The sequence below is a fragment of the Stenotrophomonas sp. 610A2 genome, assembly GCF_030549615.1.
Lineage (GTDB): Bacteria > Pseudomonadota > Gammaproteobacteria > Xanthomonadales > Xanthomonadaceae > Stenotrophomonas > Stenotrophomonas pigmentata.
Genome location: NZ_CP130832.1, coordinates 2,907,198 through 2,931,418, shown reverse-complemented (window position 1 = coordinate 2,931,418; position 24,221 = coordinate 2,907,198). Strand labels below are relative to the sequence as shown.

Sequence of the window (24,221 nt, the reverse complement as noted above, 5' to 3'; positions counted from 1 at the left end):
AGGGAGCAGGCATGGCATTGACCAAGGCGGAGATGGCGGATCGTTTGTTCGACGAAGTCGGTCTGAACAAGCGTGAGGCCAAGGAGTTTGTCGACGCGTTTTTCGATGTGTTGCGCGATGCATTGGAACAGGGACGTCAAGTGAAGCTGTCGGGCTTCGGCAATTTCGACCTGCGGCGCAAGAACCAGCGCCCGGGTCGCAACCCCAAGACCGGCGAGGAAATTCCGATTTCCGCCCGTACGGTAGTCACCTTCCGTCCGGGCCAGAAGCTCAAGGAGCGGGTGGAGGCATATGCTGGATCCGGGCAGTAACCGCGAACTTCCGCCGATTCCGGCCAAGCGCTACTTCACCATTGGTGAAGTAAGCGAGCTGTGCGACGTCAAGCCGCACGTGCTGCGCTACTGGGAAACCGAGTTCCCCAGCCTTGAGCCAGGCAAGCGCCGTGGCAACCGTCGTTACTATCAGCGCCATGACGTGCTGATGGTCCGGCAGATCCGCGGCCTGCTATACGAACAGGGCTACACCATCGGTGGCGCCCGCCTGCGACTGGAAGGCGAGGGCGCCCGCGAAGAATCGGCGCTGAGCAACCAGATCATCAAGCAGGTGCGCATGGAGCTGGAAGAAGTACTGCAACTGCTCCGTCGCTGAACTTTTTTGTGTGAAAACCGGTATAATCACCGGCTCGCCGCAAGGCGAAAGCAGTAACGATCGGGGCGTAGCGCAGCCTGGTAGCGCATCTGCCTGGGGGGCAGAGGGTCGTCGGTTCAAATCCGGCCGTCCCGACCACTACTGCATCACGAACAAGGGCTTGCGCTTCATTGCGCAGGCCCTTTTTCGTTGTGGTTGCCAGCTGTCCGCTACTTCGGTGACGAGGTGCGAGGCACTGGCTGGATGCAGTGGAGCAGTGATTGGCCGCGACCAGTTTCGGGGCATCCCCTCCAGGCTGTCCTCAGGACGACTCCCCCGATGCATGAATCCTGGGCGCGCAGGGCGCTATGCTCAGGCCAGATATGGGACCGCCAGTGCCAGGTCGGGTTCGTGTCCTGCCCGTGTCGGGCTGATGTCGTTACCCGCGACCGGGAACGTCGGGATGATGTTGGTGAGCCAAACAACTGATTCAAGGAATCTTTCATGCACATCAACAGCGCCCGACTTCGCGAGCTCCGCACCGGCCGGCAATGGTCGCAGGAGCAGTTGGCCAATCTGAGCGGTTTGAACCTGAGGACCATCCAGCGCCTGGAGTCGGGCGCGAAGATCTCGACCGAATCCTTGCGGGCACTGGCTGCCGTCTTCGAGGTGCCTGCCGAAAGCCTGCTGACGGGTAATCCGTCCCCCAGTCAGCCAGCGCTGGAGGCAATGCGTGACGGCGTGCTGCGCGGCTTGGAGTTCACCGGCACAACCCCGCGGGCGGACTTCTGGTGGTTCGCCCTGGCTGTGGCGATGGTGCTTGCCTTCGCCCAGCTGTTTGCTGAGGCCATTGGCCAATGGGCGCTGGAAATCACCTCGCTGCTGGTGTTGCTGCCCTGGATCGCGGCCTGCACCCGGCGGCTGCGCGATGCCGGTCTCAACCCGTGGTGGCAGCTGGTCAGTCTGGCGCCGGTGGGGGGCATCCTTGTGCTGCTGTATCTGCTCACCTATCCCACCAAGGCGAAGGAGCCGGCCGAGGTGGCTACGGGATGAGTAAAGGAGTCCTTCGCCAGTTCTCTCTTTCGGCGTACACACTTATTGAAAGATCAGTCCCAACTCCAGTTCCAGTTCCAGTTGGGCAGGGTTCGAGAATCGAGGCACCCCGCATCCAGATCAGCCAGCCGATCGAGCGAGAGCCACTCTGGCCGGATGAGTTCAGGGCTGATTAGCTATTCAAGGCGGCAACACTTGGTTGAAGGCATTGCTGTCTCAGATCCCAGCCTTTGAGACGCCACGGCGCCATGCTGGGCCATGCTTCCAGACAACTTCAAATGGGCGAAGGTCGCAGACTTCGAGAGCCAGCTGACGGCGATCTACGTCAACGAGATTGCCGTATCCCGATTGGTCGAGCGGCTGGACGGATCGTGGTTCGTGAATCTGGCGTACCACCTGCCCCCACCTAGTGGAGCGGTGCTGCATCCGCCGCGCAACTGCCGGAGCTACGAGACCGGCAGGGCGGGATGCGAGGAATGGGCACGGCGGAATGAGCGCAGATTGCGAGCTGAGACGGCGGAGATTGCGTTCAAGAAGTGGGGACATCGATAGCGTCAGCCGCCGCCGAACTTGTCATTGCAGGTCCGTCTCGTTGTGACTCGTTTAGGCTCCGGCACGGTACTGCGTGTGAAATGGTCGCGCCTGCACGCCGATATCAGCCTTGGTAGGCAAACCTCGGCTGGGACACGCCTTCGACAGTCACCTGTTCCATGAACATCGCATAGGGCCGGGCCCATACGCCCAGGTCGCCGTACAAGGGCTTGTAGAGGACCAGAGCTTCCAATGTTTCGCTGCTCCGGGCGAGGCCGATGACTTCGTATTCGCCGCCTTTGAAGTGGCGATAGCGTCCGAGCGCGAGACTGGGAAGCGGTGGCAGGTCGGACATGGATGATTTCTCTGTCGAGGGCGGCGGCGGATCGTAGTAGCTGAAAGAAAGGGCTGTCCTGCGTGCTGAAAACGAGGCCGGCGCCGATCCATGGCGAGAGGCGCATGCTGGCTCAAGCATGCTTGTGCCGGTCAAATCCCGAAGAACAGTGGAAGTGTCGCCTCAATGCATTGATGTAAACCCGTCGCTGATTTCTGCTCAGGTCAGGGGCCGCCAAGAGTGGCTGGCAACTGGTTTCTATCCTCAGGGCTTGCCCAGGTAACCTTCCAGGACTTGCCTGGCCAGCGTCAGGTTCGCCACGATGCTGGGGCCGAGGAGCGCTCGCGTGGCTGGGCCATTGGTGAGGCTCAAGCCGCGAATATCGAGAGACTGTCTGATGCGCTTGCCCACGAATCTCTCCAATAGTGCAGATGCGGGCAATGAGGCGCGGATCTCGCGCATCTCGATGATCGCCTCGCGCCAGGCTTTCTCATCCGGGGTGGCTGAGGAGAAGACGGTGATGAGCCTGTCCAAGGTGGCCAGCATGTCGTGAAGCAGCGGGTCTTTGGTCATGTTCTTCTCCTTCGCCAGAGGGTGAATTTTACCGGCTGCCAGATGGGATTCAAACCAGCTGGCACAGTGCGCTGCTGCCGGTAGCGTTGATGTGTCAGTGGACGTTTGACGCGTAGGCCAGTCTGGCAACCCAGGGTTCTGGCGGTCTCGCAAAAAGGCGATGAATGCGTGCGATGCTTTTGCGCGAGACCTTGAATGCGGCGCCCTCGCGGGTTAGCGGAGAGGCCGCAGCGTCATCACAATCTTTTGCTGGTCTGCTGCCGAGAATATGGCAGTCGCCCTGGAGAGCAACCATGAAATCCCTTGTACTTTGTGTAGCTACCTTGCTGATGTCTGCTGCGGTCGCGGGTTGTGCGCCGAAAGATGAAGCGAAGATAGAGGCTGCCCAGCCGCGTGTGGGCATGGCCAATCCTGCATCCGAGTATTGCGTGAAGAAGGGCGGCAAGGTCGAGATCAAGAAGAACAGCGAGGGCGGTGAGTACGGTATCTGCCACCTTGCCGATGGCACCCAGATCGAAGAGTGGGAGCTGTTCCGGCGCGAAAACGCGGTCGGCACGAAGTAAGAGGTGGTCGGGGGCAGGTTTCAGTCTTGCCTGGAGGCAGTTGTGGCATGCGGTGGTGCGATCACAACAAGACCTGATTTATCTCTGCTCCGTCACCCTCAGCTTCGAGATATCGAAGCCCTGCAGCTTGGCTTTTTCGCTGAGTTGCCCGAGCAGGTCGTCCGGAATCGCCTTGTCCCTGGTCAGTATCCAAAGGTACTTCCGGTTCGGTGTGCCAACGACTGCCCATAGGTAGTCGGTATCCAAGGCGATGACCCAATAGTCGGCCCAAACGAATGGAATGAACGACAGGAACGAGGGGGCGAAACGTACCTTGAGTTCAGCTGGCCCATTGCCTGATGGCTTGACGAGGCCTTGGGCCTGAAGGGTATCGCCGTTGGCTTTTTCGCAGCGGTTGATGACCTCGATCTTGCCTTCGGGCAGCAGCCGATAGTTCGCAGTTGTGTTCCGTGCGCAGTTGCGCTGGAAGTACATCGGGAAGTTGGCCTGTTCATACCAGGTGCCGGCATAACGTTGCAGGTCGATGTTCTCGACGGACGTTACTTCCGCGCCATGAGCGAGCGGGTGGGCGATCAGAAGTGCCGCAAGGAGCATGCAATTACTGCGCATATCGAGTGCCTGTCATGGATTGCATCGCAGGGTGCCCCAGTTGCTGCTGATTACGCGTGACGAACGGGGGCTCTACGTCGGGAAAACGTCTCGGAGACAAGCTGTGCGACACAAGCCTCCAGGCCCAGTCTTGATGGTTTGTGAGCCCGTGTGTGTTGGGCGAAGGCCCCGAAGCTTTTGCCACGGTCAGAATCATGCATTACCATGCGCGCAACTCGTACTACCGCGGCTGCTGAACCCGGTAATCACGAGAGATAGTCATGGACATTGAAAGAAATCGAGGCTGGAGACGTTTTCAGTCGCGTAATCATGGTGGCGACCGCGTCGCTCAACCGCAGAAAATCAAGCCCGAGAAGAACTGGAAGCTGATGTATACCCGTAGTGCGAAATGCATGCGGGCCAAACAGCTTGGTTTCCAGTATCCGATCCGCACTGAACGGCAATTGCTTTTGGATCAGTCATGAGCCGCTTGTTGTTCGTATGCAGCCGCAACCAGCTGCGCAGCCCGACGGGTGAAGCAATGTGGAGCAAGCGGGCAGGCTTTGAAGCTCGCTCTGCAGGCACCAGCCCACATGCACGTAGAACCATCAGCCCGGCGGATATCCGTTGGGCTGATGTCATCTTCGTGATGGAGGCCAAGCACGGTAACCGAATGCAGGCGGCGTTCGCGCGTCTGCTTGAGCATAAGCGCATGCATTGCCTGGATATCCCGGACGATTACGACTTCATGGATCCCACGTTGATGGCGTTGCTTGATGAGCGCGTTGTTGCGTGCTTGGCTTCGGAGCTTCTTGGCGGTAGCGAATAGCGCTGGCCGGTGCCCAGTGGGCCGAGTCAGTGCGGTGTAGTGCCGAGCCATGCTCGGCAGGGGTATTCCTGGTAAGGCGTCCTGCCGAGCATGGCTCGGCACTACTCCTGTGGCCGGGAAATTCTTTGCATCCGAAGAACGATGTTCTAACGCATTGGCGCAGCGAAATGGCTAATGTCGCCAGCCAGATCGTCCCAAGGAAGACAGGTATGTCGGTAGTGCAGGGCTTGCGTGGTTGCTGTCTGTTGATGTGCTTGCTTGCGGGATGGGGGTCAGCGCAGGAAGTGGTGGAGGCGCCTGCGGAGGCGGGAGCTGCACCGATCCGCGATATGGAGGCGGTCGTCGTCCATGGAGTGCAGCCCGGGCCGGGCTTGTGGCGGGTCAGCAAGGATGGGCATGTGCTTTGGATCCTGGGCACGGTATCGCCCTTGCCCAACCAGATTGATTGGCGGGCCGATGAGGTGCGTGCGGTGATCGCACGCTCGGGGCAGGTATTGCTGTCACCGGGTGTGGTGTTCGATGCCGACGTGGGCTTCTTTGGCAAGCTGGCGTTGGCGCCATCGGTCTGGAAGGTGATGCGCAACGAAGACGGCGCGGAACTGGTCGATGTGCTGGCGCCGCCGCTGTATGCGCGCTGGCGTGCGGTCAAGCAGCGTTACCTGCCGCGCGACGGCGGGGTTGAGCGCAAGCGGCCGATGTTCGCCGCTGCTGAGTTGCAGGCGGCGGCAATGAAATCCATCGGTTTGGGTCAGAAGCCGGTGGTCTGGCCGGTGGTGGAATCGGCAGCGAAAGCGGCCGGTATCACGCCTACCTCTACGAATTGGAAAATCAAGATCGAGGACCCTAAGGCAGCCGTCCGCGAGTTTCGCGAGGGCGGCATGGATGATGCGGTGTGCCTGGAAGGGACCGTGGCCTTGGTTGAGAACGATCTGCCGACCTTGGTCGAGCGGGCGAATGCCTGGGCAATGGGCGATGTGGAGGCGTTGCGGCGCTCACCGTATGAGGATGCGGGCGCGGCCTGCATGCAGGCGATCACGCAGTCGGGCTTCGTGCGCAATCGCGGCTTCGGTGATCTGAAGGCGGGTGTGCGCCAGCATTGGCTGTCGATTGCGGAAGCTGCAGTGCAGCGCAACGAAGAGACGTTTGCGATGGTGCCGGTGGATCGGTTGCTGGAAGCCGATGGCTATCTGGCGGCGTTGCAGGCGCGTGGATACGAGGTTGAGTCGCCCTGAAGAGCAGTTCCGTGGTGAGAGCAGGCAGCTCCCGCAGGGTGGGTAGCTACGCTGTTGTTGATTTGTGGGAGCGGCGTAAGCCGCGAAGCTGACAATACTCGAGCAACCGATTTTCCCCTCGCCTGATAGTGCTTTTGCTTCGCGGCTTACGCCGCTCCTACAAAAGAAAATCCGATGCCAGGGGGCTGGCATCGGATTCTGATGGGCTCACAAGTTTGAGTTCAGCTCAGCTCGCCGCACTCAACGGCGCAGCACTGTCCTGCAGCTTTGGCCAGCGCTTCAGGATTGCTGCGCGAATGCCCGCCGCATCAATCCCGGCCTCGGCCAGCAGGTCTTCGCGGCTGGCGTGGTGCTGGTAGCTGTCGGGCAGGCCCAGGTGCAACATCGGCATCAGCACGGCTTCGGCGTTGAGCAATTCGGAAACACCCGAGCCCGCGCCGCCAGCAACCACGTTGTCTTCAACGGTGACAAAACCGTCGTGCGTGCGCGCCAGTTCCAGCAGCATCGCCTTGTCCAGCGGCTTGATGAAACGCATGTTGACTACGCTCAGGCCCAGCTCGCGGCCAACCTGTTCGGCTGCCGGTACGCTGGCACCGAAGGCGAGGATGGCGATGCGGCTGCCTTGCACGCGCAGCTGTGCCTTGCCGATTTCCAGCGTGGACAGATCGGTGCCAACGGCAGCGCCGGGGCCGGTGCCGCGCGGATAGCGCACGGCAGCTGGGCCGTTGTACTGCAGGCCGGTGCTGAGCATCTGCCTGCACTCGGCTTCATCGCCCGGGGCCATGACTACCATGTTCGGCACGCAGCGCAGGTAGCTCAGGTCGAGGTTGCCGGCGTGGGTGGCGCCGTCCGGGCCGACAACACCGGCACGGTCGATGGCGAACAGCACATCCAGGTCCTGGGTGGCGACGTCATGTACCAGTTGGTCGTAGGCGCGCTGCAGGAAGGTGGAGTAGATGGCGACCACGGGCTTGGCGCCCTGCGTGGCCATGCCGGCAGCCAGCGTCACCGCATGCTGCTCGGCGATGGCGACGTCGAAGTAGCGGTCGGGGTATTCCTTGCTGAAACGCACCAGCCCGGAGCCTTCGCGCATCGCCGGGGTGATCGCCAGCAGCTTCGGGTCGGCCGCGGCGGCGTCGCACAGCCAGTCGCCAAAGATGTCGGTATAAGTCGGCTTCTTCGGCGCGCCCTTTTCCGGCAGGCCCTTGCTGGGATCGAACGGGCCGACGGCGTGGTAGCCGATCTGGTCGTCCTCGGCCGGCTCGTAGCCTTTGCCCTTGGTGGTCATGATGTGCAGCAGGTGCGGACCCTTGGCATCCTTCAGGTGCTTGAGGGTCGATACCAGCAGCGGCAGATCATGGCCGTCGATCGGGCCGGTGTAATGGAAACCCATCTGCTCGAAGGCGGTGGACGGCACGAACATGCCCTTCCACTGTTCCTCCCAGCGCTTGACGAAGCGCGCAGGCGGACTGTGGCGCTTGTCGCCGAGGATCTTCTTGCCGCTCTCGCGCAGCGCGTTGAGTGTGCGGCTGGCGGTTGCCCGGCCCAGCATCTTGGTCAGTCCACCGACGGCTTCGGAGATGGACATGTTGTTGTCGTTGAGGATGACCAGCACGTTCGGCTCTTCGTCCATGCCACCGGCGTGGGCCAGTGCTTCGAAGGCCATGCCGGCCGTCATCGCGCCGTCGCCGATAACCGCGATCACCTTGCGCTCATCGCCCTGGCGCTGGCGCGCGATGGCCATGCCCAGCGCGGCGGAGATCGAGGTCGAGGAATGGCCGACACCGAAGGTGTCGAACTCGCTTTCCTCGCGCTTGGGGAACGGCGCAACACCGTCCTTCTGCTTGACGGTGTGGATGCTGTCGCGACGACCGGTGAGGATCTTGTGCGGGTAGGTCTGGTGGCCCACGTCCCACACCAACTGGTCGACCGGCGTGTCATACAGATAGTGCAGGGCGACAGTAAGCTCGATCACACCGAGGCCAGCTGCGAAGTGACCGCCGCTCTTGCCCACCGATTCGATCAGGTAGGCGCGCAACTCGCCGGCGATGGCCCCCAGTTCGCTCTCGTCGAACAGACGCAGGTCATCGGGAGTCTTGATGCGCGACAGGCGCGGATAGCTGGCAGAGTCGATCATGGTCTTCGCGTTTCACTCGAAACGGTATTTTCCCCGTCCGGAGAGGGTGGGGCAAGCAAAGCACACCATCAATGAGTGCTGGATGAGGTGGTTTGGCACCAAGCTGAAGGCCGTGTTCAGCGTAGATGGCAGTTTCGCATGAATACGCGGGGCGGCGGGGCGGGGCTCAGAGCCCGCGCTGCAAGGCTTTGCGCGGCAACTGCGACTTCAGGAAGGCCATCTGGTCGGCCAGTATGTTGCGGTTGGACAGGATCAGGTGCTCGATCCAACTGGGCCGGTAAGGGACTGCCAGCAGCGGCATGTTGGCCTGCGCCGGGGTGCGGTTGCTCTTGCGCGAGTTGCAGTGGAAGCAGGCGCTGACCACGTTCTCCCAGATGTCCTTGCCACCTTTGGACACCGGCAGGACGTGATCGCGGGTCAGCTGCGGGCGGCTGAAGTGCTGGCCGCAATACAGGCAGAGCTGGGCATCGCGCGCGAACAGTGCGGGATTGGTGAGGTTGGGGGTGGGGTCGATCGCGCGCGAGCGGGCGTGGCCGCGGGAGGCGATGATCGGGTGCAGGTCCATGCCACTGCGCAGGCCGGTGAGTCGCGATATTGCGCCGTGTACGTGCAGGCAGGGATCGCCCATGGTCCAGGCGACGGCACCGCGTGCATACAGGCAGGCAGCGTCCTGCCAGTTGATCCAGTCCAGCACACGGCCATGCGCATCCAGCGACAGTAGTCGCACGGAGCCGAGGCGGTGCAGGGAGGCCGGAAGTGAAAACCCGTCTATCGGAGCGGAAGTCCCGGCTCCGGTATCGATCAGACTACGCGGTGTAGTGTCTGTCTCCATCGGGTTAACAGCTTATACACGATGCGTGACAGTTTGTGTAAAGGCGGTGGCGGCCTGTGGTTTTGTAGGAGCGGCGTAAGCCGCGAAGCTGGGGGTGTTTCAGTAGCCTGTAGCCTCGCCCTCAGCTTGGCCCTGCGGCCAAAAGGAAGGAGCGGAAGCAAGAGCGCCCTCACCCCAACCCCTCTCCCGCACGCGGGAGAGGGGCTAAAGCCGTGCTTACGGCGACGGATCAGTCGCCGAAGCGGACCGAATCCATGTCCATCAGCGAGTCGGCGCCAGCGGCGATGCCGGCGGCGTGGCTCAGGGTGCGCGGCAGGATGCGGGCGTAGTAGAAACGCGCGGTTTCCAGCTTGGCTTGCTTGAAGGCTTCCGGGTGGCTGGAAGCCTGTGCGGCGACCACCGAGCGGGCCCACCAGTAGGCCACGGCGATGTAGCCGCTGTAGAACAGGTAGTCCCAGCTGGCCGCGCCCAGTTCTTCCGGGTTGGCGGCGGCACGCTGCAGCACGTCGATGGTCAGCTTGCCCCATTCCTTGGCCTTGCCGCCCAGCACCGGCAGGAACTCGGCCACGGCCGGGTTGCTGGCATTGGCGGCGATGAACTGCTCGATCTCGGCCAGGAACAGCTTCAAACCGGCGCCCTGCGAGGCGGCGGTCTTGCGACCGATCAGGTCCAGCGCCTGGATGCCGGTGGTGCCTTCATACAAGGTGGTGATACGGGCATCGCGGGCGTACTGCTCCATGCCGTGCTCGGCGATGTAGCCGTGGCCGCCGAACACCTGCTGGCCGTTGTAAGTCGCCTCGATGCTCCACTCGGTCAGGCAGGCCTTGACGATGGGGGTGAGGAAGCTGACCAGCGTGTCGGCGTCGGCGCGCGCCTGTGCATCGGCGCTGCTGTGTGCGGCATCGAGCTGGGTGTAAGCGTGTGCGGCGAGCAGGCGGCCACCTTCGGTCAGTGCCTTGGTGGTCAGCAGCATGCGGCGTACATCGGGCTGGGCGATGATCGGGTCGGCCGGCTTGTCCGGCTGCACGGCACCCTTGGGTGCGCGCGACTGCAGGCGCTCGCGGGCATAGGCCAATGCGCCCTGGTAGGCACGCTCGGACTGCGCCAGGCCCTGCACGCCAACGCCGAGGCGGGCGGAGTTCATCATCACGAACATCGCCTGCAAGCCCTTGTGGGGCTGGCCGACGAGGTAGCCCTGGGCGCCGTCGAAGTTCATCACGCAGGTGGACGAACCGTGGATGCCCATCTTGTGTTCCAGCGCGCCGCAATGCAGTTCATTGCGCTCGCCCTGCTTGCCGTCGCGGTCGACCTTGTACTTCGGGGTGACGAACAGCGAGATGCCCTTCGGGCCGGCCGGGGCGTCGGGCAGCTTGGCCAGCACCAGGTGCACGATGTTGTCGGCGAGGTCGTGCTCGCCGGCGGTGATGAAGATCTTGGTGCCGGTGATCGAATAGCTGCCGTCGGCGTTCGGCTCGGCGCGGGTCTTGAGCAGGCCGAGGTCGGTACCGGCGTGCGGCTCGGTCAGGCACATGGTGCCGGTCCAGTTGCCGGCCACCAGCGGCTTGAGGAAGGCTTCCTTCTGCCAGTCTTCGCCGTAATGCTTGAGCGCTTCAACCGCGCCGTGCGAAAGCATCGGGAACAGGCTCCAGGCCAGGTTGGCCGAGGACACCATTTCGCTCAATGCCATGCCCATGGTTTCCGGCATGCCCTGGCCGCCGAAGTCCGGCGATGCGGTCAGTCCGGTCCAGCCACCTTCGACGAACTGCGCATAGGCTTCCTTGAAGCCCGGCGCGGTGGTGACTTCGTTGGTGGCCTTGTCGAGCTTGCAACCGGTCTGGTCGCCCACCGCATTGAGCGGGGCAAGCACGCTGGTACTGAAGCGGCCGGCTTCTTCAAGCACTGCGTCGATCAGGTCGGCGGTGGCGTCTTCGAAACCCAACGATGCAAACAGGGACTCGGCCTTCAATACGTCGTGCAGGGCGAAACGGAGATCGGTAACAGGGGCTTTGTAGTTGCTCATCAGACGGCTCTCGAACGATGCGGGAACGGATGGGGGATCAGCGCAGCACGCCGGGCAGGCCGGGGGCCTGGTTGAGGCTGTTGCGCGATTTGATGTCGAAACTGCGTTGCTTCTTTTCTTCCGGGGTGGCGCTGACGCTGCCTTCCAGTTCGTAGAACAGCGAGCGGCCACCGGCCAGGGCATCGGCCACGACAATGCGCGCCGAGGACGAGGGCTGCAGGCGCACCTTGATGACGTCGGCCGATTCCGGGCCGATCGACAGCGCCGGGTTGGCGCTGAGCGTGCCGGCTGCTTCATCGCCAACCTTCACCGCCAGCGACACGTTGTCGAAACGCATCGGCATGGAGCTGTAGTTGCGCAGGCGCAATTCCACTTCCCAGTTGCCGTCGTTGCCAACGCTCAGCTGCTGGATGCTGGCCGCAGGTTCGGAGACGCGCTTCACCGGGCCATTGCCGCAGGCGGTAAGTACAAGTGCGAGTACGGCCATCAAGGCGTACTGGGGGCGAAAACGCATGGGGCGTGGTCCTCGGGTCCTGAGCTTATCTCCCAAGAATACTACGGCGTATGGCGGCCTGTTGGGTACAGGGCTGCCAGATCAGCCAATATGACGGAGGGATGGCGGAACCGGCGCGGTCATGCATCGAGTCATGCAGGGGGCAGAGGTTGCCGTCATTCGCGTCATTTTCTGGGGATTCATCAATGCGTTCATTCAAGTTGTTGCCGCTTGCAAGCGCTATCCGCGGCGGTCTGGCAGTTGTGGCGCTGTGCGCCTCCGTTCCGGCGCTGGCAGCGCCACCGCAGTTCGATCTTCAAGCAGGCAGCATCGAGGAGGTACTGCCTGAATTTGCCCGCCAGGCCGGCGTGCAGATCATCGCCCCGGCGCATTCAGGCGGCGCCCAGCGCATCGAAGTGGCCGAGCTGAAGGGGCAGATGGAGCCGCGCCAGGCGCTGGCCCGTCTGCTCACCGGCACCGGCCTGAGCGTGGCCTCGGACGATGGCCGCACCATCACCTTGCGCGCGGCCACGCCAATGTTGGCCTCGCTCGGTGGATTGGGTGGTCTGGCCGCAGGGCAGGCAGCAGCTCCGGCTGCGCCGCAGGAAGCCGCTGAACCCGCGCCAGCAGCGGCCAGCCCCAGCGTCAGCACGCTGGACCAGATCACCGTGGTCGGCAGCCAGATCAAGGGCGCCAAGACCGCCGCGATCCTGCCGGTCGCGACCTTGCAGGCCGAGCAGATCGAAGCAACTGGCGCTGTGTCCGGCGACGAGTTGTACCGCTCCATCCCGCAGATGGGCGATGTCTCGTTCAGTGGCACCAATGGTGGCAACAGCTCCAACTACGCCCGCGGCGACATCGCCTCGGTCAATCTGCGCGGCCTCGGTGTCGGCAATACCTTGCTGCTGATCAACGGCCGCCGCACTGTGGTCCATCCCACCAGCCAGGCCGACGGCAACCTGGTGCCGGTGCTGACCTACAACGCCAATGCAGTGCCGGTGTCCAACCTGCGTCGCGTTGAAGTGCTGCTGGACGGCGCAGCGGCCATCTACGGCACCGACGCGGTGGCCGGCGTGGTCAACAACGTGCTGCGCGACGACATGGACGGCGGCACCATCAGCGTGCAGAAGGGCTTCGGTGAAGGCACCGACCTGCGCGATATCGGCGTCAACGGCATGTGGGGCAAGAACTCCGAAGATCTGCGCTCCAACATCACCATCGCCTTCAATTACTACAACACCACCGGCTTGAACTCGCTGGACCAGGACTGGACCAAGAACGGCAACCGTGCGGCCGACTTCCTCGGCACCCCGTTTGAAGGCCTGGCCGGCACCGACAATCGCAATACCAACAGCCCGTGGGGCAACTTCACCGTGGTTGGCCCGCGCGTGTCGCAGAACGGCACCTGGTTGACCACCACCGCCGGTGCCTTCCATGTGCAGCCGACCAGCAACAGCGGCTGTGCGGCGACCATTGCCGATGGCCTGTGTGTGCAGTCCGGTAGCAAAGCCACCTCCGGCGCCGACGCCAATCTGCGCGACAACCAGCAGGGCCAATATCCGCTGTCGATCAGTCCGGACGTGCGTCGTCTGAACCTGTTCGTCACCGGCAAGCATGATTTCGACAACGGCCTGTCGTTCTTCAGCGAGGCGGGCATCTACAACTCGCGCGCCTATAGCCTGCAGAACGGCGTCAACACCATCACCGCCTTGCCGATGACGGTGGCTGCCAGCAATTACTGGAACCCGTTCGGTGCGATGTACCTGCCCGACGGCACGCTCAACCCGAATCGCCTGCAGGGTTTGAACATCGGCGCCAACGGCGTGCCGGTGACCATCACCAGCTATCGCTTCGAGCGGCCGACCCGCATCGAGGTCAACAACACCCAGGTGCGTGCATTGGCCGGCCTGCGTGGCTTCCACTACGGTTTCGATTGGGAAAGTGCCGCGCTGTACTCGGCGGCCAGGGTCAAGGACACCCAGGATGCAGTGAGCATGTCGCTGTTCCAGCAGGCCCTGGCCAACCCCACCGCCTCTGCCTACAACCCGTTCTGCGGCGGCTGCAACGATTGGGACAAGCTGGACCAGTTCTTCTACAAGGCGCAGCGCCAGAGCAAGACCGAGCTGTTCCTGTGGGACTTCAAGGCCTCGCGCGCAGACCTGTTCAAGACCTGGGCCGGCGATGTCGGCATGGCCGCGGGCCTGGAAGTGCGCCACGAAACCCAGCGCGATGACCGCGATGCACGCGTCGATGGCTCGGTGACCTTCACCGATGCGATCACCGGCGTTGCCTATCCCAGCGACATGTACGGCGTCAGCCCGACCCCGGATACCTATGGCTCGCGCACTGTCGCCGGTCTGTTCGCCGAGTTCTCGGTGCCGCTGGTGTCGCCGGAAATGAACATCCCGCTGGTGCGTTCGCTGGACCTGCAGGTGGCCGGCCGCGCCGAGCGCTACAACGATTTCGGCAATGTCGCCAAGCCGAAGCTGGCGCTGGGCTGGCAGGTGTTTGACGGCCTGACCCTGCGTTCGTCCTGGGCCAAGGGCTTCCGTGCGCCCAACCTGGAGCAGATCAACGCCACGGTGGTCAGCCGTTCCAACACCCGTACCGACTATATCCAGTGCGAGGCGGACAAGCGCAGCGGTGCACAGCCGGCGTTCGCCAACTGCGGCGGCTACAGCTATTCCACCACCGCGCGTCGCTCGGGCAACCCGGACCTGAAGCCGGAAACCTCGACCAATACCAGCGCCGGCCTGGTCTTCCAGCCGCGCTTCATCCCGGAAAACTACGGTCGCTTCACCTTCGCCGTCGATTACTACAAGTACGAGCAGGAGGGCATCATCGGCCTGTTCGGCGAAGGCAATGCGCTGATCCTGGACTACATGCTGCGCCAGCAGGGCGGCAGCAACTCGGCGGTGGTGCGTGCAGATGCGACCGCTGACGACATCGCCCGCTTCGCCGGCACCGGTCTGGCTGCTGCCGGCAAGGTGCTGTACGTCACCGACCAGTACGTCAACCTGGAGCCGCAGACCCTGCGTGGCGTTGACTACAACTTCAGCTGGAACTCGCCGGAAACCGCGATCGGTCGTTTCGATCTCTCGGTCACCGGTACCCACCTGATCGAGTTCTACCGCCAGCGTTCGCCGGCACTGCAGGCGCTGGAAGATGCCAAGTCCGCTGGGCTGGTGGATCCGTCGATCCGCATCACCGGTGGTGGTGACCTGATCGGCAATGGTGGCAACCCGGAATGGAAGTGGTCCGGCACGCTGACTTGGCGCTACCAGCAGCTTTCGGTGGGCGCGAGCGCGCGTTATGCCAGCTCCTACGTCGAGAACGGCCTGACCTTGGCCGATGGCACGCCGTGGACGGTGAAGTCGCAGACGCTGGCTAACGCTTTCGTCAAATACGACTTCGCGCGCGAAGGCTGGCTCAACAACGTGGCGGTCAAGGTTGGTGCCAACAACATCGCCAACAAGCGCCCGCCGATCTCCGACGATGTGTTCGGTTACCCGTCGGGTGTCTACCAGGCCAACCCACGCTACTGGTACGTCAACGTGAGCAAGGCGTTCTGATGCAGAAAAACGTTCCATTCCGCCATGTGGCGGGAGCCGGGCAGGTGCCGCGATGAACGCGGCGCTTGCGCGGGAGCGTGCCGGCTGGTTGGCCGAGCACATATTGCCTTGCGAGCCCGCGCTGCGGGACTGGCTGCGGCGGCGCCTGTCGCTGCGCCAGGACGTGGATGACGTGATCCAGGAGACCTACGCCATCCTCGCCGGGATGGCGGATGTATCGCACATTCTGCAGCCCAAGGCCTATGTGTACTCGGTTGCCCACTCGGTGGTGCTGCAGCAGTTGCGGCGCGCGCAGGTGGTGTCGATCGAGGCGGTGGCCGAGATCGACCGCGTTGCCATTGTTGGCGACGAAGTCAGCCCGGAACGGATGGCGTCGTCACGACAGGAGCTGGCGCGCATCGGCGCCTTGATCGAGAGCCTGCCGGACAAGTGTCGGCAGGCCTTCGTGCTGCGGCGTGTGGAAGGCTACTCGCAGCGCGAGATAGCCGAACGCATGCAGATCAGCGAGAACACCGTGGAGAAGCACATCTGCAAGGGAATCCGGGTATTGATGGATTCGATGAAGCGTGATGACGACGTAATGCAGAAGAGTAGTGAGCGGTTCGCCGCGGAAGGAGCAAGGCATGCGCGTCGGCGCTGATGCGAGTATTGATGATGTAGCCGCCAATTGGGTGGCGCGCGAGGACCGCGCGCAACTCACGGTGGAGGAACGTGCGCAACGTGATGCCTGGCTGGAAGCCGATACGCGCCATTTCGGCGCATATGCCCGCGCCCATGCAGTGCTGGCACGTACCGACCGTGCACGCGCGCTGTCGGCCGGCGAAATGGATCGTGCATTCACCGCACGTGCGCCACGACGGGCGCGGCGTGCGCTGCGCTGGGCAATGGGCCTGGCCGCCGTGGTTGGCGTGCTCGCCATCGGCGTGCAACGCCAGGACGATGGGGCCGAGTACTTCGCCACCCGCAAGGGCGAGATCCTGCGCGTGCCACTGCAGGATGGCTCGGCGATCACACTGGATTCGGACTCGCAGGTGCGGGTGCAGTTCAGCGCTACCCGCCGTGATATCCACCTGCTGCAGGGCGAAGCCTTGTTCGACGTAGCCAAGAATCCGCAACGCCCGTTCGTGGTGCGCGCGGAGGAAACCGATGTCACCGCGGTAGGCACCAGTTTTGCGGTCAGCCTCACCGAGCGCCGCAGCGGCGGTGTGGAAGTGCTGGTGCGCGAAGGCATCGTCGATGTGACCGATACCCAGGGCGCGGTCGCCCCTGCGCGGCTGGTGGCCAACTACCGCGCGCTGGCCAACCGCAGCCATGGCATCCGCATCGAGGCGGTGCCTACGGATGATGTGGATCAGCAGCTGGCCTGGCGCGAAGGCATGTTGTCCTTCAACGGCGACACCTTGTCGGTGGCGGCGGCGCAGTTCCTGCGCTACAGCGATACCCGCATCGTCATCGATGACCCGCTGGTTGGCAGTCGCCGCATCGTTGGCCTGTATTCGGCCAGTGACCCGCGCGGATTCGCCAACAGCGTCGCCTTGAGCCTTGGCCTGGTGGTGCAGCAGCGCGGAGACGTGGTGCGGCTGAGCTCCCCTGATGCCGCGCCGCAGGCGGCGCGGTCCATGCAATGAATCCGGATAAAAACATGCACTACAACAGCAAGCGTGGTTTCGCCTTGGCGGTGCTTACCGCTGCATTATTGGGGGCAGGGCAGGCCAGTGTGGCCGCTACTGCCGGCGACAAGGCCGTGTTGATCCGCGACGCCATGGTCTTCGATGGCACCGGCCGCGCGCCTTATGCGGGCAGCGTGCTGGTCGAGGACGGTCGTATCGCCGCCATCGGCGCCGAGCTGGCAGCCCCCAAGGGCGCACGCGTGGTCAATGCGCGTGGCCAGGCCTTGCTGCCGGGTCTGTTCGATCTCCACACGCACTGGACGCCGAACGCCACACCGTCGGAACTGCCGCAGGTAGCGAACCTCTACATGGCGGCCGGCGTCACCACGGTCAGCGATTTCCACGAGCCGCCGGAAGCCTACGCGCCACGCCGCGCATGGCTGGCCTCGATCGCCGCACCCGACGTCAAGTTCGCCGCGCGCATGAGCACGCCGCTCGGCCATGGCGCGGATTGGGGTGACGAGAACACCACGCGCTGGGTGAACTCACCCGAGGCCGCGCGTGCTGGCGTGCGTGCGGTTGCCGCCTACAAGCCCGACTTCATCAAGGCCTTCACCGATGGCTGGCGCTATTCCAACGCTGCTGACAACAGCAGCATGGACGAGGAAACTCTCACCGCGCTGGTCGACGAGGCGCACAAGAACGGCCTCAAGGTGTTCACTCATACTGTAATGGTCAAGCGCGGCAAGGCCGCCGCACGTGCGGGCGTGGACGTGATCGCGCACAGCGTGCAGGACGGTGCGGTTGACGACGAGCTGATCGCGTTGATGCGCGAGCACGGTACCGCCTATGCACCTTCGTTGGCGGTATATCTGCCCGAGCGCGTCGATGGCAGCGGACGCAACAACGGCAAGCCGGATGTACTGGCCCAGCGCGAGCAGAACTTCGCCAACGCCTTGCATAACGTCAAGACGCTGCACGATGCCGGTATTCCGGTCGTGGTGGGCACCGATGCCGGCATGACCGGTACGCCGCATGGCACATCGACCCTGCGCGAACTGGAGCTGCTGGTGCAGGCTGGGCTGACCCCGAGCGAGGCGCTGTTGGCTGGTACCTCGGCCAGCGCCAAGGCGCTGGGCGTGAATGACCGCGGCAGCATCGAAGTTGGCAAGCGTGCGGATCTGTTGCTGGTAAGCGGTCGCCCGTGGGAGCGCATCGGCGACGTTCGCAATACGCAGCAGGTATACGTGGCCGGTCGCCAGGTGCAAGGCAAGGGCGCGGTGTTGCCGGCCGGCAACAAGGCCTTGGCCTTGCCAGCGCAGCCGGTGCAGGCCCTGGTTGATGACTTCGAGCGTAGCGATGGCCGTACCACCCTGGACACGCTGCGCGTGGACGAGGCCGATGGCGGTAACGATCGTACCGCGCAGGTGACCGAGATCGTGGCACGCGAAACTGGCGGCAACGCACTGGCGACCCAGGCCAAGCTGTCCAGCAAGGACACCGCCTTCGCTGCGACGATCCTGCCGCTGAGCCGTGGTTCCGTGGCGCCGGTGGATGCGCGTGCCTATCGCGGCATCCGCTTGGAGCTGCGCGGCAGCGCACCGGAATTGCAGCTGGAAGTGCGGGCCTTGGGCAATCGCCGCTTCATTGCGCCTCTGCAGGCCGGCGCGCAATGGCAGACGGTGGAGATTCCCTTCGCCGCACTGCAGGGCCAGCCGCCGTATCGCGCCAAGGCACCTGTAGCGGTGTGGAAGGGCGATGACCTGCAGCAACTGGTTGTCTCCGGCAGCGGCGAGCCCGGCAGCAAGCTGTGGTTCGAGATCGACAACGTCAGTTTCTATTGATGCGTGAGGCTGGCTGGATGAAGACCCGTTATCTGCGTGCCGCTCTGCTGGCAGCGTTGCTTCCACTTGCAGGAACCACACTTGCCGCGGACGTGATCAGTACGTTGGACAGCTATGCGCAGCGGCAGGCTGAGCTTGGGCAGCAGTTGTGGCAGCAGCCTGAGCTCGGCTATCTGGAACATGCATCCTCGGCCTTGCTGCAGAAGGAACTACAGCAGGCGGGCTTCCATATCCAGGCCAATGTTGCCGGCATGCCGACGGCCTTCGTCGCAAGCTTCCGCAATGGCAGCAAGGGGCCGGTGATCGGGCTGCTGGCAGAAATGGATGCGCTGCCCGGCATGGCCCAGGCGGCGGAGCCGGTGCGCAGCGTCATCGCCGGCCAGGATGCCGGCCAGGCCTGCGGCCACAATCTGTTTGGTGCGGCATCGGTGGGCGCAGCCCGCGCCTTGGCGCAGTGGATGCAGCGGACTGGCACACCCGGCGAAGTGCGGCTGTACGGAACGCCGGCGGAGGAGGGTGGCTCCGGCAAGGTGTACATGGCCAAGGCGGGGCTGTTCGATGATGTGGATGTGGTGCTGCATTGGCATCCGTCCGCCGAGAATTCCGCTGCACAAGGCACGACACTGGCCAACATCAGCGGCAAGTTCCGTTTCCACGGGCGCGCCGCCCATGCCGCCATCGCCCCAGAGCGCGGCCGCTCCGCGCTGGACGGCGTGGAAGCCTTCAATTACATGGCCAACCTGATGCGCGAGCACGTGCCCGATGGCACTCGCATCCATTACGTGATCAGCAACGGCGGCGCCGCTCCCAACGTGGTCCCGGATGCCGCTGAGGCCTACTACTACGTGCGCCATACCGACCCCGCGGTGGTGCGCGATGTAATCGAGCGCCTGCAGAAGGCAGCCGAAGGCGCAGCAATGGGCACGGGTACCACGGTCGAATTCGAGCCGACCGGTGGTGTGTACTCGCTGTTGCCCAATGACACGCTTGGGCAGGTGATGCAGAAAGCGCTGCAGCAGGTTGGCGGCGTGCAATACGACCCGGCCGAGCAGGCATTCGCGAAGAAGCTGCAGGAGAGCCTGGAAAAGCGCCCGGACCTGCAGGTGGCAACACAGGTGCAGCCCTACCGGGCAGACCAAGCAGGCAGCGCATCCACCGACGTTGGCGACGTCAGCTGGAACGTCCCCACGGTTGGCGTCAGCACCGCAACCTGGGTGCCCGGAACCCCGGCGCACAGCTGGCAGGCAGTTGCCGCATCGGGCATGTCGATCGGTAACAAAGGTGCGTTGAACGCAGCCAAGGTAATGGCCCTGGCCGGCGTGCAGCTGCTGCAGTCGCCGGAGCTGGTGGCCAAGGCCAAGCAGGAGTTCGATGAACGCCGCGGCGCAGGGTTCCGCTACGTGCCGCTTCTGCAGCGGGAAGCACCGCCGCTGGACTATCGGCGCAAGACCAAGGACTGAAGCACGCTGTCGCGCGATTGCAATCTTGGTTCTACGCGGGCTTCACCGCGGCGTGGGCACTGTTGCGTCCGGAGTGATGTTGCTGGGTAGCCCATCGCGCCCTCGGGCGGCGGCCCGATCCCCTCCATCGGGTCGTCGCTCGTGTTTGAGTCAGTAGGATCTCGACTTTCCTTCTGAAATCATCTTTTGAGCTTTCAGGTGGGGCTGCATATGTACTTGAGAGCCAGCACAGCCTTGGACGATGTGCATCAACGTTCTGGTTCTGGCATCTACTCTATTCTTCATCCAGAACAACTCGAGGGCTTGGGATGCCTGCGTCATTCCAGTAGCAATTGCCCTTGTACAGAGCTTGCCTTCCTGAGTAACTGTAAAAAATCTCACTGTCGCCGAATTCGACAAGTAGGTTCTGCTGCCCCTTCATGCAATTACTAAGGTGCGCTGCGTTGAGGTGGTCAGTAAAGCTATTTAAATATTCTGCACACCCTTTGCCGCAATAAGCGTATATGTGGAAGGTGGCTTCTTTGCGGAACTCTGCGGGTCCGAAGTCGTAATCTTCAGTGCGGGTCAATGTATAGAAATCCACGCTCTCGCTCCCTTCCAGCTCAGTTTTTGGGAGCTGTTTTGGCGCCGTAGAAGCTGAGCTCAGATCAAGGCGGGGGGGCGGCGCCGTCGCAGCCAAGCACTGTGCAGGAAAATGCAACCAATAAAGCCAGTAGATAGTGCCGTCGCATTTCACTCTTCCTCGTTCTGTGTCTGTGCAGCCTTGGTGCGTTGGCGCGCTGAACTCTTTCCCGGTCTTTCGCCCTACGGATATGGCTCTAGTTTCCTCCAGGGAATTCCGCGTGAGCCATCTGGGTTCTTTGGCTCAATTAGGTTCTTATTGAATTGCGTCGATCCGATTCGGTCAAGTTCTGCAGTGTTTGGTCAGTTGGGCATGTATAGAACCGACTTCCGTGAGTTGACTTGCCGACACGATAGGTTGCTGGTGTGGGCGGCGAGTGGATATGGATCAGTTGCGAACACTGGCACAGGGTAAAGCGGTGACGGACCTGCGGTGGTCCCTCTCGCACTTGTTCCTGATCTATGTACCCACCGGCGTGCTACGCCCGTGGCGAAGTTGTCGGATAGCCCAACGCGCCCTCGGGCGGCGATCCGATCTCCTCCATCGGCTCGCCGCTCGTGTTCGTTGTTCGTTGAACGCGGGCATGACCAGAACTGGCTAGGGAGCTTTGCGTGATTCATCGCACTGCCAGCTACGAACAACCTCCACGAGCAAGTGATCCAAGGGGGTTACCTCTCCAGCAAATTTCTCTGGGGTCTGGAATGTGTACCCGTACTGTATTCCAGCGTGGCGAAAATCTCGGGTGCACACTTGACCATCGCAAATTGCGATCAAGGTGTTGTCATCAGCGTTGAAAATGTAGCGTTGTTTGGTCCCGTCGCGAACCAGAAAGCGGTTTAGAGCTGGGTCCGACGATGGCTCTCGTCGGCCGGAACTCGCCAAGGCCTGGATATGTCCGCCTAGAGGGGTGCCCTCTGGACCATCAGCCGTGTCGACCCAGGCGGCCAGCACATCCTTCAGTCGCTTCTCACAGGCCGACGTTGCACGCGAGCAGCCCCTGAAGGCGAAGCTGCCATTCTCCAGTTCACCACCTGCCAGCCGCGTTGGAGTGATGTCGGAAGCGGATGGAGGGCAATACACGTGGGCAGGTTGACCCACTTGATACTTGCGGTCTACATCGCCGCAGCCTGCAAGCAGTAGGAGAACCAGGCTGGTTCTTACCGCGGGGTGGTGGACAAGAATCATTGGAAGCCTTTCAGCGGTTGTCCGGTGTAATCGAGCACTTCCTCAGTGTTGTCCATTTTTGTAGCCTACAAAAGCACTGGGGCCAGGGTCCTTCTTCTGTGCAGCGGCGGGTCTATCGCCCCTCGTGTTCGGGCCGGGCTGGGCGTTTTGCGTGACGCGGGCAACAGCGCTATGCTCGGTTCACCGTGTGGGGCGGTAGCTCAGCTGGGAGAGCGTCGCGTTCGCAATGCGAAGGTCGGGAGTTCGATCCTCCTCCGCTCCACCAAGTCTTAGCAAAGAAGCCGCATCGGATGATGCGGCTTCTTTGCGTTTTTGCGCTGGAAGTGGGCGTTCTGGTGAAATTTTCGCCATGTGGCGAGATGGCTGCAGCGGCGGAAGTCTCGCTGCACAAGGCATTTCGAGGAATTTTCGGCGGATGTGAAAATTTTTGTGAAATTGGCTTGCCGAAACCGAAATAGCTCCGTAATATACGCCTCCTCGACGGCAGCAACGCCGACGAAAACAAAACAAAGTGGCCGAGTAGCTCAGTTGGTAGAGCAGGGGATTGAAAATCCCCGTGTCGGCGGTTCGATTCCGTCCTCGGCCACCAAAATTTCAAGGGTTCGCAGAAATGCGAGCCCTTTTTTGTTGTTTGTTTTGCACCGGATTTGCACCGATTGCGGTTGTGTTGGTGCTTTGGGTTTGCGGTTTGTGGGAGCGGCTTGAGCCGCGAAGCTGGGGTTGCCGAGTTTGCAGTGCGAGCTTGCGATCTGATGGATCGTTTGCTTCGCGGCTTACGCCGCTCCTACAAGAGCGGATATGCGGGTTCTTTGGTGGTTCTGCCGAGCATGGCTCGGCACTACAGCTGATGCGGCCCCGATTTGGTCGAGGCTGTGATGCTCAGTTGCTTGGGAGCAATGGGCGCAGTACGGGTTCCAGCTGTTCGCGGCGCCAGCCGGCAAGGGCGGTTGGCCAGTTGCCGCTTTCCAGCAGGGCCTCCAGATGCTTGCGCGAGGCGAGCAGGCCGTCCGGCAGTCCCAGCTCGGCGGTGCGCTTGCTGACGGCGTCCTGCAGGCGCTTGAGTGCGCTCTTGTTGCTGTCGGTGGCCGGCAGAGCCATCGGTGCGTCGGCTTCGTCGGCAAGCGGGGTGTTAAGTGCTTCCCATACCTGCTGGGCCAACTTGCGCGGGGCCTTGGGGAAGCGGCCGAATACCTTCAGCATGGCGTCGTAGTCGGCTGGCGGGGTGCGCGCCAGCACGTTGGCAAGTTCATTGTCCAGGATCCAGCTGCGCGGCTTGTCGCTGCTGCGGGCCTGCTGGTCGCGCCAGCGCAACAGGCGCAACAGGCGCAGCTGGGCGTCGCGCTCCAGCACCTGTGAGGAGCGCATGGACAGGTGCGGCCAGTGCTCGCCTTGGTCACCCTCGACGCTGGCCAGCAGGCGCTCGCCATCGTCCTGCAGCCATTGCATGCGATCAGCGGCCTGCAGCTTGGCGCTGATGGTGTCGTGCATGGCAAACAGGTATTCGACATCGTCGGCGGCGTATTCCAGCTGCGCATCGCTGAGCGGGCGCTTGAGCCAGTCCGAGCGGGTCTCGCCCTTGGGCAGGGTGACGCCGGTAATTTCGGCCACCAGCTTCTGGTAGCCCATGCCGCCGCCAATGCCGGCCAGTGCGGCACCGATCTGGGTATCGAACAGTGGGCGTGGCAACGCGTCGCAGGCGCACTTGAAGGCGACCAGGTCTTCGCTGGCGCTGTGCATGACCTTGGTGATCGAAGTGTCGGTCAACCAGGGCTTCAAGGCTTCGCACATGCCCGGTATCAGCGGGTCGATCAGCAGGATTTCATCGCCAACGGCCATCTGCACCAGGGCCAGCTGCGGCCAATAGGTGCGTTCACGGATGAATTCGGTGTCCAGCCCGATCCGGCTCGGGCGCTGGCGGTAGCGTTCTTCCAACTCCGCCGGGTGTTTGATCCAGTAAGCCACGTGGGGTTCCGTCAACTGCAGGGTTTGCTCAGGCAGGCGAGAATAGCCTAACGTCGGGCCGCTCCCGGGAAAGTGTGCAAGGTAATGGAGGTGTTTTTGGGTAAAACCGGCCAATTGTTGGGTTTGACGGCGCTGTTGCTGGCGCTGTCGGGGT

The 24,221-nt window shown here is 62.8% G+C and carries 21 protein-coding genes and 3 tRNA genes; 15 read left to right on the top strand and 9 right to left on the bottom strand.

The window, feature by feature from the left end; translation table 11 throughout:
- Positions 1–11: 11 nt before the first annotated feature.
- From Q5Z11_RS13170 to Q5Z11_RS13155, 4 genes are all read left to right on the top strand, one after another.
- A complete protein-coding gene (locus tag Q5Z11_RS13170; protein WP_054657702.1) occupies positions 12–311 on the top strand; it encodes an integration host factor subunit alpha in 300 nt (99 codons plus the stop codon).
- Complete coding sequence (locus Q5Z11_RS13165) at positions 292–648, top strand: MerR family transcriptional regulator (protein WP_303746832.1); 357 nt, start codon at positions 292–294, stop codon at positions 646–648. The genes Q5Z11_RS13170 and Q5Z11_RS13165 overlap by 20 nt, the downstream gene beginning before the upstream one ends.
- A gap of 61 nt (positions 649–709) precedes the next feature.
- A tRNA-Pro gene (locus Q5Z11_RS13160) sits at positions 710–786 on the top strand.
- A 345-nt stretch (positions 787–1,131) separates the two neighbouring features.
- Positions 1,132–1,680, top strand: a complete 549-nt coding sequence (locus Q5Z11_RS13155) for a DUF805 domain-containing protein (protein ID WP_303746831.1) — start codon at positions 1,132–1,134, stop codon at positions 1,678–1,680.
- Between the two features lie 655 nt (positions 1,681–2,335).
- On the opposite strand, the gene Q5Z11_RS13150 is transcribed toward Q5Z11_RS13155, so the two are convergent.
- Entirely contained in the window at positions 2,336–2,566 is a 231-nt protein-coding gene (locus tag Q5Z11_RS13150; RefSeq protein ID WP_303746830.1) for a DUF1653 domain-containing protein, read from the bottom strand.
- 243 nt (positions 2,567–2,809) lie between these two features.
- Positions 2,810–3,118 (bottom strand): hypothetical protein, encoded by a 309-nt coding sequence (locus Q5Z11_RS13145; protein ID WP_303746829.1) that lies wholly within the window; start codon positions 3,116–3,118, stop codon positions 2,810–2,812.
- Between the two features lie 293 nt (positions 3,119–3,411).
- Here Q5Z11_RS13145 and Q5Z11_RS13140 point away from each other — a divergent pair, with 293 nt between their 5' ends.
- Positions 3,412–3,681, top strand: a complete 270-nt coding sequence (locus Q5Z11_RS13140) for a putative hemolysin (RefSeq protein WP_303746828.1) — start codon at positions 3,412–3,414, stop codon at positions 3,679–3,681.
- 78 nt (positions 3,682–3,759) lie between these two features.
- Here the strand turns inward: Q5Z11_RS13140 and Q5Z11_RS13135 are convergent, their stop codons facing one another.
- Positions 3,760–4,275, bottom strand: coding sequence for a lipocalin family protein (locus tag Q5Z11_RS13135; protein WP_303746827.1), 516 nt, complete (start codon positions 4,273–4,275; stop codon positions 3,760–3,762).
- 275 nt (positions 4,276–4,550) lie between these two features.
- Here Q5Z11_RS13135 and Q5Z11_RS13130 point away from each other — a divergent pair, with 275 nt between their 5' ends.
- From Q5Z11_RS13130 to Q5Z11_RS13120, 3 genes are all read left to right on the top strand, one after another.
- The gene (locus Q5Z11_RS13130) at positions 4,551–4,754 is read left to right on the top strand and encodes a hypothetical protein (protein WP_303746826.1); all 204 of its coding nucleotides are present in this window, start codon (positions 4,551–4,553) and stop codon (positions 4,752–4,754) included.
- Positions 4,751–5,098, top strand: a complete 348-nt coding sequence (locus Q5Z11_RS13125) for a low molecular weight protein tyrosine phosphatase family protein (RefSeq protein ID WP_303746825.1) — start codon at positions 4,751–4,753, stop codon at positions 5,096–5,098. The genes Q5Z11_RS13130 and Q5Z11_RS13125 overlap by 4 nt, the downstream gene beginning before the upstream one ends.
- 248 nt (positions 5,099–5,346) lie before the next feature.
- Positions 5,347–6,330, top strand: a complete 984-nt coding sequence (locus Q5Z11_RS13120; RefSeq protein WP_303750037.1) for a TraB/GumN family protein — start codon at positions 5,347–5,349, stop codon at positions 6,328–6,330.
- Between the two features lie 226 nt (positions 6,331–6,556).
- Here Q5Z11_RS13120 and dxs read toward each other — a convergent pair whose 3' ends face one another.
- From dxs to Q5Z11_RS13100, 4 genes are all read right to left on the bottom strand, one after another.
- The gene (gene dxs / locus Q5Z11_RS13115; protein WP_303746824.1) at positions 6,557–8,467 is read right to left on the bottom strand and encodes a 1-deoxy-D-xylulose-5-phosphate synthase; all 1,911 of its coding nucleotides are present in this window, start codon (positions 8,465–8,467) and stop codon (positions 6,557–6,559) included.
- 166 nt (positions 8,468–8,633) lie between these two features.
- The gene (locus Q5Z11_RS13110; protein WP_303746823.1) at positions 8,634–9,299 is read right to left on the bottom strand and encodes an HNH endonuclease; all 666 of its coding nucleotides are present in this window, start codon (positions 9,297–9,299) and stop codon (positions 8,634–8,636) included.
- Positions 9,300–9,528: 229 nt separating this feature from the next.
- Positions 9,529–11,319, bottom strand: a complete 1,791-nt coding sequence (locus tag Q5Z11_RS13105; RefSeq protein WP_303746822.1) for an acyl-CoA dehydrogenase C-terminal domain-containing protein — start codon at positions 11,317–11,319, stop codon at positions 9,529–9,531.
- Between the two features lie 37 nt (positions 11,320–11,356).
- Entirely contained in the window at positions 11,357–11,833 is a 477-nt protein-coding gene (locus Q5Z11_RS13100) for an NDR1/HIN1-like protein (protein WP_303746821.1), read from the bottom strand.
- Between the two features lie 185 nt (positions 11,834–12,018).
- Between Q5Z11_RS13100 and Q5Z11_RS13095 the strand changes: the two genes are divergently transcribed.
- From Q5Z11_RS13095 to Q5Z11_RS13075, 5 genes are read left to right on the top strand one after another with little or no spacing between them, the layout of a single operon-like run.
- The gene (locus Q5Z11_RS13095) at positions 12,019–15,384 is read left to right on the top strand and encodes a TonB-dependent receptor (protein ID WP_303746820.1); all 3,366 of its coding nucleotides are present in this window, start codon (positions 12,019–12,021) and stop codon (positions 15,382–15,384) included.
- 52 nt (positions 15,385–15,436) lie between these two features.
- Complete coding sequence (locus Q5Z11_RS13090; protein ID WP_296253322.1) at positions 15,437–16,024, top strand: RNA polymerase sigma factor; 588 nt, start codon at positions 15,437–15,439, stop codon at positions 16,022–16,024.
- Positions 16,008–17,012 carry a FecR family protein gene (locus Q5Z11_RS13085; RefSeq protein ID WP_303746819.1) on the top strand — a complete coding sequence of 335 codons (1,005 nt, stop codon included), beginning with the start codon at positions 16,008–16,010 and terminating at the stop codon, positions 17,010–17,012. The genes Q5Z11_RS13090 and Q5Z11_RS13085 overlap by 17 nt, the downstream gene beginning before the upstream one ends.
- A gap of 14 nt (positions 17,013–17,026) precedes the next feature.
- Complete coding sequence (locus Q5Z11_RS13080; RefSeq protein WP_303746818.1) at positions 17,027–18,838, top strand: amidohydrolase family protein; 1,812 nt, start codon at positions 17,027–17,029, stop codon at positions 18,836–18,838.
- A gap of 17 nt (positions 18,839–18,855) precedes the next feature.
- Entirely contained in the window at positions 18,856–20,298 is a 1,443-nt protein-coding gene (locus Q5Z11_RS13075; RefSeq protein ID WP_303746817.1) for an amidohydrolase, read from the top strand.
- Positions 20,299–20,572: 274 nt separating this feature from the next.
- On the opposite strand, the gene Q5Z11_RS13070 is transcribed toward Q5Z11_RS13075, so the two are convergent.
- Entirely contained in the window at positions 20,573–20,881 is a 309-nt protein-coding gene (locus tag Q5Z11_RS13070) for a hypothetical protein (protein ID WP_303746816.1), read from the bottom strand.
- Positions 20,882–22,294: 1,413 nt separating this feature from the next.
- Here Q5Z11_RS13070 and Q5Z11_RS13065 point away from each other — a divergent pair.
- Positions 22,295–22,370, top strand: a tRNA-Ala gene (locus tag Q5Z11_RS13065).
- A 248-nt stretch (positions 22,371–22,618) separates the two neighbouring features.
- Positions 22,619–22,694, top strand: a tRNA-Phe gene (locus tag Q5Z11_RS13060).
- Between the two features lie 290 nt (positions 22,695–22,984).
- On the opposite strand, the gene rnd is transcribed toward Q5Z11_RS13060, so the two are convergent.
- Complete coding sequence (rnd, locus tag Q5Z11_RS13055) at positions 22,985–24,067, bottom strand: ribonuclease D (protein WP_303746815.1); 1,083 nt, start codon at positions 24,065–24,067, stop codon at positions 22,985–22,987.
- Between the last annotated feature and the right edge of the window lie 154 nt (positions 24,068–24,221).

Bases quoted from the DNA above. Each gene is read 5' to 3' on its own strand.
- Q5Z11_RS13110 (WP_303746823.1), bottom strand. From the start codon at position 9,299: ATGGAGACAGACACTACACCGCGTAGTCTGATCGATACCGGAGCCGGG.
- Q5Z11_RS13075 (WP_303746817.1), top strand. From the start codon at position 18,856: ATGAAGACCCGTTATCTGCGTGCCGCTCTGCTGGCAGCGTTGCTTCCA.
- dxs (WP_303746824.1), bottom strand. From the start codon at position 8,467: ATGATCGACTCTGCCAGCTATCCGCGCCTGTCGCGCATCAAGACTCCC.
- Q5Z11_RS13155 (WP_303746831.1), top strand. From the start codon at position 1,132: ATGCACATCAACAGCGCCCGACTTCGCGAGCTCCGCACCGGCCGGCAA.
- Q5Z11_RS13085 (WP_303746819.1), top strand. From the start codon at position 16,008: ATGCGCGTCGGCGCTGATGCGAGTATTGATGATGTAGCCGCCAATTGG.
- Q5Z11_RS13170 (WP_054657702.1), top strand. From the start codon at position 12: ATGGCATTGACCAAGGCGGAGATGGCGGATCGTTTGTTCGACGAAGTC.
- Q5Z11_RS13140 (WP_303746828.1), top strand. From the start codon at position 3,412: ATGAAATCCCTTGTACTTTGTGTAGCTACCTTGCTGATGTCTGCTGCG.
- Q5Z11_RS13125 (WP_303746825.1), top strand. From the start codon at position 4,751: ATGAGCCGCTTGTTGTTCGTATGCAGCCGCAACCAGCTGCGCAGCCCG.
- Q5Z11_RS13120 (WP_303750037.1), top strand. From the start codon at position 5,347: ATGTGCTTGCTTGCGGGATGGGGGTCAGCGCAGGAAGTGGTGGAGGCG.
- Q5Z11_RS13150 (WP_303746830.1), bottom strand. From the start codon at position 2,566: ATGTCCGACCTGCCACCGCTTCCCAGTCTCGCGCTCGGACGCTATCGC.
- Q5Z11_RS13130 (WP_303746826.1), top strand. From the start codon at position 4,551: ATGGACATTGAAAGAAATCGAGGCTGGAGACGTTTTCAGTCGCGTAAT.
- Q5Z11_RS13090 (WP_296253322.1), top strand. From the start codon at position 15,437: ATGAACGCGGCGCTTGCGCGGGAGCGTGCCGGCTGGTTGGCCGAGCAC.
- Q5Z11_RS13095 (WP_303746820.1), top strand. From the start codon at position 12,019: ATGCGTTCATTCAAGTTGTTGCCGCTTGCAAGCGCTATCCGCGGCGGT.
- Q5Z11_RS13145 (WP_303746829.1), bottom strand. From the start codon at position 3,118: ATGACCAAAGACCCGCTGCTTCACGACATGCTGGCCACCTTGGACAGG.
- Q5Z11_RS13080 (WP_303746818.1), top strand. From the start codon at position 17,027: ATGCACTACAACAGCAAGCGTGGTTTCGCCTTGGCGGTGCTTACCGCT.
- Q5Z11_RS13105 (WP_303746822.1), bottom strand. From the start codon at position 11,319: ATGAGCAACTACAAAGCCCCTGTTACCGATCTCCGTTTCGCCCTGCAC.
- Q5Z11_RS13100 (WP_303746821.1), bottom strand. From the start codon at position 11,833: ATGCGTTTTCGCCCCCAGTACGCCTTGATGGCCGTACTCGCACTTGTA.
- Q5Z11_RS13135 (WP_303746827.1), bottom strand. From the start codon at position 4,275: ATGCTCCTTGCGGCACTTCTGATCGCCCACCCGCTCGCTCATGGCGCG.
- Q5Z11_RS13165 (WP_303746832.1), top strand. From the start codon at position 292: ATGCTGGATCCGGGCAGTAACCGCGAACTTCCGCCGATTCCGGCCAAG.